Origin of the sequence: Providencia sp. PROV114 (assembly GCF_032704305.1) — a bacterium.
Taxonomy (GTDB): domain Bacteria; phylum Pseudomonadota; class Gammaproteobacteria; order Enterobacterales; family Enterobacteriaceae; genus Providencia; species Providencia rettgeri.
This window is the reverse complement of record NZ_CP120528.1, coordinates 403,221-418,032: the sequence shown is the minus strand read 5'-3', so window position 1 is coordinate 418,032 and position 14,812 is coordinate 403,221. Positions and strand designations below refer to the sequence as shown.

Below are 14,812 nucleotides of genomic sequence, written 5' to 3'. Positions count from 1 at the left end.
TATAAAGTAATCCATTGCTTTATAACAGTTTTTTCATTTTTTTAATAAAATTATATTCCTATATGTTTATTTTTACCAAATCGATAATTTAATATATTTTTACATTTTAAATGTTATTAGTAATAATTAGTAACTAATAAAAATAATTATATGTTTTTTATTATTAAATAATTTCCACTTTATATGTTAAATTTATACATACATAAAAACTGGATTTACTCATTTTTTATATCAAAAAAATAGATTAATAATTTATTTTATTATTAATAAATTCAAAAAATCAGGCTAATAATCTGATTTAGGTCTAAAAATAACAATCCCAGCCTTCCCTTTTAAATAAATATTCAGTTCAATATCAATGACCTGAAAATTTCTACGCAATGAGGACGCATTTCTAAATATTGTTTTCTTCCCTTTACGTATTACAACCCCAACATGGCTCACATCTAACCCATTATTTCCTGAATAAATACCAATGTAATCCCCCGTTTTTAATCTTAATAATAAATCATCATCCACATACTTAGCTGGAATATAGTTAATTGACCTATTCTTGATGGGTAATCCCGATATATATCTCTGATCATGATATTTTAAATTAAGTTGTTTATTTACCTTAACAGCATGTGAACTTATTTCACTGGTAATATCTGCCACAATAGCTTCAGGTTCTTGCGCCCAATCAGAAAAAAAATGCCGACGATGTTTAAAGGTGATATTTTGGTTGATATACCTAATATTGGTTAAATTTAACACAAACTGTTCATAGTTTTTCGAACGCTTAAAAGCCTCGATGTACTCTATGAATGTCATACAGTCCATCTCTTTCAAATTAATCACTAATTCTTCGGCTAAGAGTGGGCTCATATTCAATGTTTGTTTATTGTAAGGTGTGGCTAAAAAGTATTGAGTCAATGCATCAATTTTTTCTGCCTGTGAGGCATTGTGTAATTGCATTTCAGTTTGCTTATTAAAAACTTCAGTTAAAATGTTATATGACCCGGAAGCTAAAACAACCTCAGCCTTAACAAAATTTGCCAACAACAATATAAATGCAGCTGTAGCTAGCCTTAACATTCTGCCACTCTTCTCATTAATACAGCCTAACCTTCGACAATTATCTAATTGAATTTTGATGATAAAATAACCAAAAAAGCCACTATAGCATGCTTATTTGCCTATTTCCTACCCTATCCATACCATATTACAAATTTGATTCAGATCACAGATAGCTTCGAATATTCATTTTCTATATTGCAACGCCTTCGCTTTCATTGAACAATGTTACCGGTAACATTGATGCTATAGTACTAGAGTAAATAACGATAGGCACAACCCAAATTGACTTGCAGTTTGATTCATCTTTTTACTGCACTATGGAGCAATTATCATGAGCGTGACCACCTCTAAAGAGACAAATCCTTCGGTGATCAATAAAGAACTTGATCGCATCACTCAACGTATCATCTCTCGTTCAGTGAAGACTCGAGCTGCTTATCTCAAAAAAATAGAGCAGGCTCGTAGTATGACCGTCCATCGAGCATCACTCGCTTGTGGTAACCTTGCCCATGGCTTTGCAGCATGCCAAAGTGAAGAAAAACAAATTCTTAAAAGCATGACTCGCTCTGATATTGCTATCATCAACTCCTACAATGATATGCTTTCAGCGCATCGCCCCTATGACAAGTACCCAGAACAACTCAAAAAAGCATTATTAGAAGCAGGCTCAATTGGCCAAGTCGCTGCAGGTGTTCCCGCAATGTGCGATGGTGTAACACAAGGTCAAGATGGGATGGAGCTATCGATGCTAAGTCGAGATGTCATTGCAATGTCAACCGCCATTGGCCTATCCCATAATATGTTTGATGGCGCACTCTATTTAGGTATTTGCGACAAAATTGTTCCAGGTTTAATGCTTGGCGCACTTTCATTTGGCCACCTTCCTGCAATATTTGTCCCAGCAGGCCCAATGGCAACAGGCTTACCAAATAAAGAAAAGGTTCGCATTCGCCAGCTGTATGCTGAAGGCAAAGTTGATAGACTCGCCTTATTAGAAGCGGAAGCTGCGTCTTATCATGGTATCGGCACTTGTACTTTTTATGGTACTGCCAACTCAAATCAAATGATGATGGAAGTGATGGGATTACATCTCCCCGGCGCATCATTTGTACCACCTGATTCTCCACTACGAGATGCATTAACAGAAGCTGCCGCACGACAAATTACGCGTTTAACTGAACAATCAGGTCAGTACTTACCTATCGGTCAACTGGTTAACGAAAAAGTGATTGTCAACGGCATCGTCGCATTACTTGCAACAGGCGGCTCAACTAACTTGACCATGCATCTTGTGGCTATAGCTAGAGCTGCTGGGATCATTATCAATTGGGATGATTTCTCCGATATTTCTGCCATTGTTCCACTTATTTGCCGTATCTATCCTAATGGCCAAGCGGATATCAACCAATTCCAAGCCGCAGGTGGCGTCGCTTTGCTCATCCACCAGCTATTGCAAAAAGGTTTATTGCATAATGATGTTCATACCGTCTCAGGATTTGGGCTGGCACGTTATACTATGGAACCATGGCTAAATAATGGTCAACTAGAATGGCGAGAAGGCCCTAAAACCTCATTCAATCCTGAAGTTATTGCTGAAATAGACCGCCCTTTCTCACCTCATGGCGGTACAAAATTACTCTCAGGGAATTTAGGACGCGCTGTGATGAAAACATCAGCAGTTCCTGAAGAAAATCAAATCATTGAAGCTCCAGCAGTCGTATTTAATAACCAAAATGAGATCGCAGCGCACTTTGAAGCTGGCGAACTCAATAAAGATTGTATCATCGTTGTCCGCTTCCAAGGACCATCTGCAAATGGTATGCCTGAGCTTCACAAGCTAATGCCACCTCTTGGTGTCCTTATGGATAAAGGCTACAAGGTCGCGCTAGTCACTGATGGTCGCTTATCCGGTGCATCCGGCAAAGTACCATCCGCAATTCATGTCACACCTGAAGCTTACAATGGCGGATTGTTAGCAAAAGTAAAAAATGGCGATATTATTAGGGTAAATGCATTGACTGGGGAATTACAATTACTGGTTGATGAAGAAGAACTCAATAAGCGCCAACCCTTTGAAGCTGATTTAACTGCTGAACATAGTGGGTGTGGAAGGGAACTTTTCGGTGCGTTAAGAAGACACTTATCAGGTGCCGAAGAAGGCGCTTGTAGCATTGATTTTTAATCTATTTTCATTGAATAGGAATAGAAAATGAATAATTGGAAAATAACCGCTGAAAGCGTATTAAAACAAGGCCCTGTCGTCCCTGTTATTGTTATAAAAAAATTAGAACAAGCGGTTCCTCTTGCAAAAGCACTAGTCAAAGGTGGCATTAAAGTTTTAGAAGTCACTTTACGTACTGAATGTGCTATTGATGCTATTCGCCTCATTGCCAAAGAAGTACCTGAGGCGATTATTGGCGCGGGTACTGTTATCAATGCAAAACAACTCGCTGAAGTCACTGAAGCGGGAGCACAATTTGCAATTAGCCCCGGCTTGACGGATGAATTACTCAATGCCGCTACCAAAGGAAATATTCCTTTAATCCCTGGTATTTCAACTGTTTCTGAGCTTATGCTTGGTATGCAATATGGCTTAAAAGAGTTTAAATTTTTCCCAGCGGAAGCCAACGGTGGCGTTAAGGCGCTAAAAGCTATTGCCGGCCCTTTCTCACAAGTCAAATTTTGCCCAACGGGTGGAATATCACTCGCTAATTACCTTAGTTATTTAGAGCTAGATAGTGTTCTGTGCATTGGCGGCTCTTGGTTAGTTCCTGAAGAGGCTTTGAATTCAGGTAATTACGAAAAAATCACCCAACTTGCACAAGAGGCTGTACAAGGCGCAAAAAAATAACGACACGAAAAACGACTCAGTCCCTTGCTGGGTCGTTTTTAACTGCCTTTAATGAATACTATTATAATTATGCAACCTCATTGAAGTTATGACAAAAACGTAATTCTTCACGGTAGGCATAAACATCTTCTACGTGCCCCGCTAAAATCCTATTTTGTAACTTTTGCCAATAATCTGCTGAAAATAAATCTGCGTGATATTGTTGCAAGTAATGACGAATTTTCTCATTTTGGCAAATAAAAGAAGCAAACTCTTCGGGGAAAACATCTTGCTCCCCAATGCTATACCATGGCTCACCAGATAACTCTTGCTCAGGGTATAATGGCTCCGGAATTTTACGAAAATTCACTTCAGTCATATAACAGATTTCATCATAATCGTAAAAAACAACACGCCCATGCCGCGTTACCCCAAAGTTTTTAAATAACATATCTCCAGGAAAAATATTTGCAGCCGCTAATTGCTTAATCGCCCAGCCATATTCATTTAATGCATTATGCAATTGTGTATCAGAGGCATTATCCATATAAATATTCAATGGGATCATCTTTCTTTCCATATACAGATGACGAATCAATATGTTATCACCTAAATCTTCAATTTGAGATGGAGCCTCTTTCAATAACTCCGCCATTAATTCATCACTGATGGAGGATTTACTAATCACAAAATTTTCAAATTCTTGGGTATCCGCCATACGGCCAACTCTATCGTGCTCTTTAACCAAACGATAGCATTCTAAGACCCGTTCTCGTGTTACCTGTTTTTGTGGTGCAAATCGGTCCTTAATAATTTTAAAAACCCGATCGAAAGAAGGCGATGTAAAAACCAGCATCACCATTCCTTTCACACCTGGTGCAACCGTAAATTGCTCTCGTGAAAAATTAATATAGGCGAGATACTCTCTGTAATACTCTGTTTTTCCATGCTTTTGACAGCCAATTGCCATATATAATTCGGCAATTGACTTACTGGGTAAGATCTCCCTCAACCAAAAAACCAGTGCTGCAGGAAAAGGAGCATACACCATAAAATAGGAACGAGCGAAACCAAACACAATACTGGCTTCATCAAACTCGGTTAAACACGTATCAATATAAATGTGCTGACAATCATCATGATGAATAGGAAGTAAGAATGGATAGACCTCATCATTAATATAAATTTTACCAATCAGCCAAGCTGCCTTATTACGATAAAATAGCTCATTTGCGATATGAAAGCTGACTTTCTGGCTTTCAATATCGGAAAATTTTGTTTTTAATACATTGATAATACAATGAATATCTAAATTTAAATTCCGCCATTTTAACCTTAGCGGTAACCCACTTAATATAGTAAACAATAACTCATCTAAATTATTATTAACAAAGTATTCGCGAGCTAGAGGCCTAGGAGCAATAGAAAAGCGTCTCGCAGGCTGAGACGTAAAAATAAATAGGTTATCTTGTGTCAGCTCCCGATGCCGAAATAACCGACAGTAAACAGAATTAAAAAAGCTTTCCGCTATTTCAAACCTTGGGTAATCCGGTAATAAGGTTTTATAAATATTTTTTATCTGTGCCAGTTTATCTGGTGTTAAAGATTGAACTAACCCCATAAACTGTAGCTGAGCGACAACTAAGCCAACATGGTGGTCATACAGTTGAATTCGTCTTTTCATCGCATGCTGAATTGCATGCCAATCTGCTTGTTCAAACCGTTCTTGTGCACCTGAGGTTATTTCAAGAAAACGACCATATTGTGCATCAAACCCTTGTAAAATGGTCTGCGCTATTATCTGTTCTGTCGTCAATATCATAACCACTCCTATTAGAATACAGACTCATTTTGAATAAAAAACAGGCACTAAACGTGCCTGAAAAATTAACAGATATAGCTAACCAACAAAGACACCAGAAACACCGATCAAAAGGAAAATAATCTAACTAGAATTGCTCTTCTTCAGTCGACCCAGTTAAAGCCGTCACTGATGAAGCACCACCTTGAATAACGGTTGTTACTTTATCAAAATAACCTGTTCCCACCTCTTGTTGATGCGAAGAGAAGGTGTAGCCCTTATTCATTGCGGCAAATTCACATTCTTGAACTTTTTCAACATAATGCTTCATGCCTTCACCTTGTGCATAGGAGTGGGCTAAATCAAACATGTTGAACCACATACTGTGAATACCTGCTAGCGTAATAAATTGGAAGCGATAGCCCATTGCTGAAAGTTCATCTTGGAAACGCGCGATCGTGCTGTCATCTAAATTCTTTTTCCAATTAAATGATGGAGAGCAGTTATAAGCTAATAATTTACCAGGAAATTTAGCATGAATAGCCTCAGCGAACTGCCTTGCTGCTTCAAGGTCAGGTTTTGACGTTTCACACCAAACAAGATCTGCATATGGTGCATACGCTAGCCCGCGGCTAATCGCTTGCTCAATTCCTGCTTTGGTACGGAAAAAACCTTCAGAGGTGCGTTCTCCAGTAACAAAAGCCGCATCATAAGCATCGCAGTCAGATGTTAGAAGATCGGCTGCATCGGCATCTGTTCTAGCAACCAAAATAGTTGGTACACCTGAAACATCCGCCGCTAAACGAGCAGCAACCAGCTTCTGAATCGCTTCTTGAGTAGGTACAAGGACTTTCCCACCCATATGACCACACTTCTTAACCGCGGCTAATTGATCTTCAAAATGGACAGCCGCAGCCCCTGCCTCTATCATATTTTTCATAAGTTCGAAGGCATTTAATACGCCACCAAACCCAGCTTCCGCATCCGCGATAATAGGTAAAAAATAATCAATATACTCTTTGTTGTCAGGGCCAATACCATTCGCCCACTGAATTTGGTCTGCACGACGGAAAGTATTATTAATTTTCTTAACGACCGATGGTACTGAATCAACAGGGTAAAGTGATTGGTCTGGATACATACTTGATGAAGTATTTGCATCCGCGGCTACCTGCCAACCTGACAAATAAATAGCTTCAATACCGGCTTTCGCTTGTTGTAACGCTTGCCCACCGGTTAAAGCTCCCAGTGCATTTACATAACCTTTCTTTGAACCACCATGTAATTGCTCCCAAAAGCGTTCTGCACCTTTGCGTGCTAAAGAGTGTTCGATATTCACAGAACCACGTAATTTCACTACTTCTTCCGCAGTATATGGGCGAGTAATACCTTTCCAACGTGGTTTTTTCCATTCACTTTCTAATTGGGCAATTTGTTCTAAGCGCGATGTAGTCATGATCCACTTCCTTTATAAGAATATGTAGGGTTTATCGAATTTTCTATTTACTATGCTTAATCTAATAATTGGTATCCGGGGATAGTTAGGAATTCTATCAGCTCATCCTGCGTTGTTATGCGCCTCATTAATTCCGCAGCCTCACGAAAGCGGCCGCTTTGAAAGCGCTTATCACCAAGTTCTTTTTGGATAACCTGTAACTCTTCATCCAGCATTTCTTCAAATAATGCCTTAGTGACTTTTTCACCGGTAGACAATGTTTTACCGTGGCGGATCCATTGCCAAATTGAAGTACGTGAAATTTCTGCTGTCGCAGCATCTTCCATCAAACCATAGATAGGTACACAGCCATTCCCTGAAATCCATGATTCAATATATTGCACTGCAACACGAATGTTAGCCCGCATCCCCACCTCGGTTCGTTCGCCCTCACAAGGCTCTAATAGCTGGTCAGCCGTAATTTCTTCATCGAAATCACGAGATACATGTAGCTGGTTTTGGTGCCGACCAAGTGCTTGATCAAACACATTCATAACGGTATCCGCTAAACCCGGATGTGCAACCCAAGAGCCATCGTGCCCATTTTTCGCTTCTAATTCTTTGTCCGCTTTTACTTTCGCTAAAATAGTTTCATTTTCTTGAGGATCTTTGCTCGGTATAAAAGCAGACATTCCTCCCATCGCAAATGCGCCGCGGCGGTGGCACGTTTTAATTAATAAGCGCGAATAAGCACTTAAAAATGATTGTGTCATTGTGACAACTTGGCGGTCAGGTAATACTCGGTCTGCATGCTCTTTCAGTGTTTTGATATAACTGAATATGTAGTCCCAGCGCCCACAATTCAGCCCCACGATGTGGTGACGCATGTGATACAAGATTTCATCCATTTGGAACACTGCGGGTAATGTTTCAATCAGCACGGTGGCTTTAATCGTTCCCCGAGGTATACCCACTAGATCCTCTGCCATACTAAAGACATCGCTCCACCATTTAGCTTCTTGCCAAGACTCAAGTTTTGGGATGTAAAAATAAGGGCCACTTCCTTTTTCTAATAACGCTTGGTAGTTATTAAAAAAGTAAATAGCGAAATCAAATAGCCCACCAGGAATCGGTTTATCTCCTGATAAAACGTGTTTTTCATCTAAATGAAGACCACGAACACGCGCAATCAAAACAGCAGGGTTTGATTTTAATTGGTAGACTTTTCCATTTTCATTGGTATAAGAAATGTCGCCGCGAACTGCATCCCTTAAATTGACTTGTCCATCGATCAATTTTTCCCATGAAGGTGAGAGGGAATCTTCAAAATCTGCCATAAATACTTTTACATTGGCATTCAAAGCATTAATAACCATTTTACGTTCAACCGGCCCCGTAATTTCGACACGGCGATCTTGTAAATCCTCAGGAATACCTTGTATTTTCCAATCTGATTTTTTTATGGAATCAAATTCCGAAATAAAATCAGGTAAAGAACCTGCATCTATCTTTTGCTGTCTGAGCACTCTATCTTTTAATAGTTTTTCTCTATGAGGAAGAAACTCTTCAACCAATCTAGAAAGAAATGCAATAGAATCAGTATGTAATACTTGATTATCAAGCTGTTTAATATTCTTTGTGAATGTTAATTCCGATATAGATAATTGCTGCTCCATCGACCAAACCCTCATTCATCGTTGATTATGAATTAAGCATAAGATCAAAATAGAAATAAATCAAAAACGATTTCCATTTTATTTAAATGCAACTTCATTATATTGATAAATATGAGTTTTTAATAAAATTAAAAATTGATTACCCATTCCTTTAACTAGATTAAAATGTTAAATAGTCGTTAAATCAACTAATTATAGAAAACTGCATTTTTAAAATTTTTCTTTGGAAACAAAAAAAGCAGCTAAAAATAGCTGCTTTCAGACTAACTGTGGCTCAACTTTTTACTATATAAGCTTGATTTAAACTGGTAGAACCAGTAAAAAAACTTATTTTATTGCAATTCTTAAATTTATATTTCTTTTTTTAATCTAACGTTGGTTCCATATTCGTAAGATCAAAAGGTGTGATCTGGTACACATAATAATTCAACCAATTTGAGAACAACAAGTGCCCATGACTACGCCAACTCACGATCGGGGGGTTGTTGGGATCATCATTTTTGAAATAATTGCATGGGATCTGAGGAGAAATACCAGCATCTAGATCACGCCAATATTCTTGTGCAAGAGTATCTCCATCATATTCAGGATGGCCTGTCACAAATGCTAAGCGTTTGTCTTTTGACCCAAACAAATAAGCACCAGCCTCCTGTGAACTTGCTAAAATCTCTAGGTCAGTATGCTGTCGGATAAGATCTTCAGGAAAATCAGCGTATCGAGAGTGAGGCGCATAAAATGAGCCATCAAACCCCCTAGTTAATAAAGCGTACGGCTCTAACGTATCATGCTGATAAATACCTGATAATTTTTCTTCTCTTGTCCATTTTGGTAAGTCATACAATACCTTTAAAGCCGCTTGTACAGCCCAACACACAAAAAGGGTTGATGTCACATGTTGCTTCGCCCAAGCTATCACCTTTTCTATTTGCTGCCAGTATAATACGTCATTAAACTCAACTAGGCCTAACGGAGCTCCCGTTACAATTAACCCATCAAAATTTTGATCCTGTATCTCTTCAAAATCACAATAAAAAGTATCCAAGTGCTTTGTTGGAGTATTTTTTGATTCTCGTTGATCAATTCGTAATAGTTGAATATCAACCTGTAATGGTGTGTTTGACAATAAACGGAGAAACTGATTTTCAGTTTCTATTTTTTTTGGCATCAAATTGAGTATTAATACTTTCAAGGGACGGATCTCCTGATGACTTGCTCTTGTTGTTGTCATAACAAAAACATTTTCTTCTCTCAAGAAATTAACTGCCGGTAATTCATCTGGTAAACGAATAGGCATCATTCATCCCCTTTTATCTGTTTATACGTTTAGACTTCTAGAATGCTAAATAATCTAACCAATGTTTTTCATCTTGTCGAGCGTTTCAAGGTTAAATGAAATAATTTCAAGCACTGTAACTTATAGCTTATTTCTAATGATTATATACAACCATTAATCTTTTTATTTTCAATATATTGTATTAGTGACTACTATTTTTATTTACCATAAGCTATTTAAATTTTTCGATAAATTATATCTAAGATACCGTTATTTGATTAGCCTATCAGGTTAGCTTCTATACCACCGACCAAGTTATGGTGATGATTTAATTTCCATTACAAATATGAAATCGGAGTTGTTACTCACTACTTTTGCTCAAGCAATCGAATTCATCGTGGCAATAGGAAAACATCAAAATCATCATATCCATTTGATTTAATTTAAAAATCCCCGCCACATCAACAATATGTGAGCTGTTACTCACTACTTTGTATCTCTAATTAGCATTCACCCTCTAAATACATTGAAGATACAATTTAATTTTTCCCAACTACAACTACACTTCTTATTTCTCCATCGCTTTATATCTAGGTTCTTTATCACCCCATACTCCTTTTCTAACCAAATAGAGGTAAGCTGTTACTTACTACTTTGGCTCAAGCAATTCCATTCATCACGGTGATAGGTAAATCACTAACCCACGATATCCATGGGTTTTACTAAAACTCCGCTCCCCACCAAACAACTTGTGAGCTGTTACTCACTACTTTGTATCGTGGTGGTTATATTCATGATTAATGGCCCTGCGAATAGGGATGAAATTGAAGCAAGTTAAGAGAGTCGAAAAGAAATCTCATCGGTTCATGAAGTAAGAAAGGGAATTGAGCCTAAAAGAATTAGGAGATTGAGAAGTTGGCCACCCACCAAATAACTTGTGAGCTGTTACTTACTACTTTGTATCCCTCAATCACATTCCTCCCCTGAATGCTAATGGTGCAACGCCTTGATTTAATTCTCCCCTCTTAACTCCCCATCCCCTTTTGTAGCCCAAATAGAAGTGAGTTGTTACTCACTACTTTGCATCGTGAGCTTCCATTAGCGATAGTTATATTTATGACTAATGACTCTACGAAGAGGAATAACATCAAATAAATTAAGCGAGTCGTTAAAAGAAGAAAGAAGTTGGGAAGTTGGGAAGTTGGGAAGTTGGGAAGTTGGGAAGTTGGGAAGTTGGGAAGTTAGGACATTAAGGGGCTTCAACGCTAACATCAACAATAAATTAGTTTCCCCCAAACGCAAAAAAGCCACCCAATGGGTGGCTTTCTCACTAATTGAATGTCTGGCAGTTCCCTACTCTCACATGGGGAGACCCCACACTACCATCGGCGCTACGGCGTTTCACTGCTGAGTTCGGCATGGGGTCAGGTGGGACCACCGCGCTATTGCCGCCAGACAAATTCTGTGTGTTCCCGTTTAGTCTCACTTTCGTGCACTAAACCAGAACCTCAATCTCGAACAAGCTGCTGTGTCCTTCACCTTTCGGCTTCTCACGCTTATTGAATCAACATAATCTCTCTAAAACACCTTCGGTGTTGTCAGGTTAAGCCTCACGGTTCATTAGTATTGGTTAGCTCAACGTATCGCTACGCTTACACACCCAACCTATCAACGTCTTAGTCTTAAACGTTCCTTTAGGACCCTTTAAGGGTCAGGGAAGACTCATCTCAAGGCAAGTTTCCCGCTTAGATGCTTTCAGCGGTTATCTCTTCCGCACTTAGCTACCGGGCAATGCCATTGGCATGACAACCCGAACACCAGTGGTGCGTCCACTCCGGTCCTCTCGTACTAGGAGCAGCCCCTTTCAATCTTCCAACGCCCACGGCAGATAGGGACCGAACTGTCTCACGACGTTCTAAACCCAGCTCGCGTACCACTTTAAACGGCGAACAGCCGTACCCTTGGGACCTACTTCAGCCCCAGGATGTGATGAGCCGACATCGAGGTGCCAAACACCGCCGTCGATATGAACTCTTGGGCGGTATCAGCCTGTTATCCCCGGAGTACCTTTTATCCGTTGAGCGATGGCCCTTCCATTCAGAACCACCGGATCACTAAGACCTACTTTCGTACCTGCTCGAGCCGTCACTCTCGCAGTCAAGCTGGCTTATGCCTTTGCACTAACCGCATGATGTCCGACCATGCTTAGCCAACCTTCGTGCTCCTCCGTTACTCTTTGGGAGGAGACCGCCCCAGTCAAACTACCCACCAGACACTGTCCGCACCCCGGATAACGGGGCTACGTTAGAACATCAAACATTAAAGGGTGGTATTTCAAGGTTGGCTCCATGCAGACTGGCGTCCACACTTCAAAGCCTCCCACCTATCCTACACATCAAGGCTCAATGTTCAGTGTCAAGCTATAGTAAAGGTTCACGGGGTCTTTCCGTCTTGCCGCGGGTACACTGCATCTTCACAGCGAGTTCAATTTCACTGAGTCTCGGGTGGAGACAGCCTGGCCATCATTACGCCATTCGTGCAGGTCGGAACTTACCCGACAAGGAATTTCGCTACCTTAGGACCGTTATAGTTACGGCCGCCGTTTACTGGGGCTTCGATCAAGAGCTTCTCCTTACGGATAACCCCATCAATTAACCTTCCAGCACCGGGCAGGCGTCACACCGTATACGTCCACTTTCGTGTTTGCACAGTGCTGTGTTTTTAATAAACAGTTGCAGCCAGCTGGTATCTGCGACTGGCTTCAGCTCCATCCGCGAGGGACTTCACCTAGCGCCAGCGTGCCTTCTCCCGAAGTTACGGCACCATTTTGCCTAGTTCCTTCACCCGAGTTCTCTCAAGCGCCTGAGTATTCTCTACCTGACCACCTGTGTCGGTTTGGGGTACGATTAATGATAATCTAGAGCTTAGAGGCTTTTCCTGGAAGCGGGGCATGAGCTACTTCATCACCGTAGTGACTCGTCGTCGGACCTCAGCATATAGTGAACCGGATTTGCCTAATTCACCTGCCTACATCCTTAAACCGGGACAACCGTCGCCCGGATAGCCTAGCCTTCTCCGTCCCCCCATCGCAATTATCACCAGTACGGGAATATTAACCCGTTTCCCATCGACTACGCATTTCTGCCTCGCCTTAGGGGTCGACTCACCCTGCCCCGATTAACGTTGGACAGGAACCCTTGGTCTTCCGGCGTGCGGGTTTTTCACCCGCATTATCGTTACTTATGTCAGCATTCGCACTTCTGATACCTCCAGCATACCTCGCAGTACACCTTCACAGGCTTACAAACGCTCCCCTACCCAACAATATTTACATATCGCTGCCGCAGCTTCGGTGCATAGTTTAGCCCGTTACATCTTCCGCGCAGGCCGACTCGACCAGTGAGCTATTACGCTTTCTTTAAATGATGGCTGCTTCTAAGCCAACATCCTGGCTGTCTGAGCCTTCCCACTTCGTTTCCCACTTAACTATGACTTTGGGACCTTAGCTGGCGGTCTGGGTTGTTTCCCTCTTCACGACGAACGTTAGCACCCGCCGTGTGTCTCCCGTGATAACATTCTTCGGTATTCGTAGTTTGCATCGAGTTGGTAAGTCGGGATGACCCCCTAGTCGAAACAGTGCTCTACCCCCGAAGATGAGTTCACGAGGCGCTACCTAAATAGCTTTCGGGGAGAACCAGCTATCTCCCGGTTTGATTGGCCTTTCACCCCAGCCACAAGTCATCCGCTAATTTTTCAACATTAGTCGGTTCGGTCCTCCAGTTAGTGTTACCCAACCTTCAACCTGCCCATGGCTAGATCACCGGGTTTCGGGTCTATACCCTGCAACTTATTCGCCCAGTTAAGACTCGGTTTCCCTACGGCTCCCCTATACGGTTAACCTTGCTACAGAATATAAGTCGCTGACCCATTATACAAAAGGTACGCAGTCACCCCACCCCAAAGCACATTCACTGCTTGTTTTGTGTGTTGGGCGTCGCAAAAAACGCTCCGCCAACGCGTGTTGAATGTCACTTTAAAGTTGTCCTCAACACCAGAAAATGCTTTGGTGGTGGGGCTCCCACTGCTTGTACGTACACGGTTTCAGGTTCTATTTCACTCCCCTCGCCGGGGTTCTTTTCGCCTTTCCCTCACGGTACTGGTTCACTATCGGTCAATCAGGAGTATTTAGCCTTGGAGGATGGTCCCCCCATATTCAGACAGGATACACGTGTCCCGCCCTACTCGTCGAGTTCACAACACTAACACCTTCGGATACGGGGCTATCACCCTTTACTGCCGGCCTTTCCAGACCGTTTCTCTGATGCTAATGTTGATTAAGACTCTGGGCTGCTCCCCGTTCGCTCGCCGCTACTAGGGGAATCTCGGTTGATTTCTTTTCCTCGGGGTACTGAGATGTTTCAGTTCCCCCGGTTCGCTTCGTTTGACTATGTATTCATCAAACGATAGTGCAACGAGTTGCACTGGGTTTCCCCATTCGGAAATCGTCGGTTATCACGGTTCATATCACCTTACCGACGCTTATCGCAGATTAGCACGTCCTTCATCGCCTCTGATTGCCTAGGCATCCACCGTGTACGCTTAGTCGCTTAACCTCACAACCCGAAGGTGTCTTCTTACAACGAGTGACTGTGCTTCATGATTTCGGCGTTAGTCCGTGCGCGCAATGCTCACGTACGTTAAGTACGCTGCGCTTGCTGTGCGCGGGCTGCCTTGAACT

Annotated in this window: 7 protein-coding genes and 2 rRNA genes; 2 read left to right on the top strand and 7 right to left on the bottom strand. The window is 41.4% G+C overall.

What is annotated here, in order from left to right:
- Positions 1-285: 285 nt before the first annotated feature.
- Positions 286-1,077 (bottom strand): N-acetylmuramoyl-L-alanine amidase-like domain-containing protein, encoded by a 792-nt coding sequence (locus P3L37_RS01850; protein WP_109913083.1) that lies wholly within the window; start codon positions 1,075-1,077, stop codon positions 286-288.
- Between the two features lie 313 nt (positions 1,078-1,390).
- Between P3L37_RS01850 and edd the strand changes: the two genes are divergently transcribed.
- Positions 1,391-3,241, top strand: a complete 1,851-nt coding sequence (gene edd, locus P3L37_RS01845; RefSeq protein ID WP_184957495.1) for a phosphogluconate dehydratase — start codon at positions 1,391-1,393, stop codon at positions 3,239-3,241.
- Between the two features lie 27 nt (positions 3,242-3,268).
- A complete protein-coding gene (locus tag P3L37_RS01840) occupies positions 3,269-3,910 on the top strand; it encodes a bifunctional 4-hydroxy-2-oxoglutarate aldolase/2-dehydro-3-deoxy-phosphogluconate aldolase (protein WP_109913084.1) in 642 nt (213 codons plus the stop codon).
- 67 nt (positions 3,911-3,977) lie between these two features.
- Here P3L37_RS01840 and aceK read toward each other — a convergent pair whose 3' ends face one another.
- The 6 genes from aceK to P3L37_RS01810 form a co-directional block, all read right to left on the bottom strand.
- The gene (gene aceK, locus P3L37_RS01835) at positions 3,978-5,711 is read right to left on the bottom strand and encodes a bifunctional isocitrate dehydrogenase kinase/phosphatase (protein ID WP_109913085.1); all 1,734 of its coding nucleotides are present in this window, start codon (positions 5,709-5,711) and stop codon (positions 3,978-3,980) included.
- 127 nt (positions 5,712-5,838) lie between these two features.
- A complete protein-coding gene (aceA, locus tag P3L37_RS01830; RefSeq protein ID WP_004915268.1) occupies positions 5,839-7,146 on the bottom strand; it encodes an isocitrate lyase in 1,308 nt (435 codons plus the stop codon).
- Positions 7,147-7,202: 56 nt separating this feature from the next.
- Entirely contained in the window at positions 7,203-8,801 is a 1,599-nt protein-coding gene (gene aceB, locus P3L37_RS01825; RefSeq protein WP_272517845.1) for a malate synthase A, read from the bottom strand.
- 364 nt (positions 8,802-9,165) lie between these two features.
- Positions 9,166-10,095 (bottom strand): homoserine O-succinyltransferase MetA, encoded by a 930-nt coding sequence (gene metA / locus P3L37_RS01820; RefSeq protein WP_004915271.1) that lies wholly within the window; start codon positions 10,093-10,095, stop codon positions 9,166-9,168.
- A 1,319-nt stretch (positions 10,096-11,414) separates the two neighbouring features.
- Positions 11,415-11,530 (bottom strand): 5S ribosomal RNA (gene rrf, locus P3L37_RS01815).
- 143 nt (positions 11,531-11,673) lie between these two features.
- Positions 11,674-14,687 (bottom strand): 23S ribosomal RNA (locus P3L37_RS01810).
- Positions 14,688-14,812: the final 125 nt, after the last annotated feature.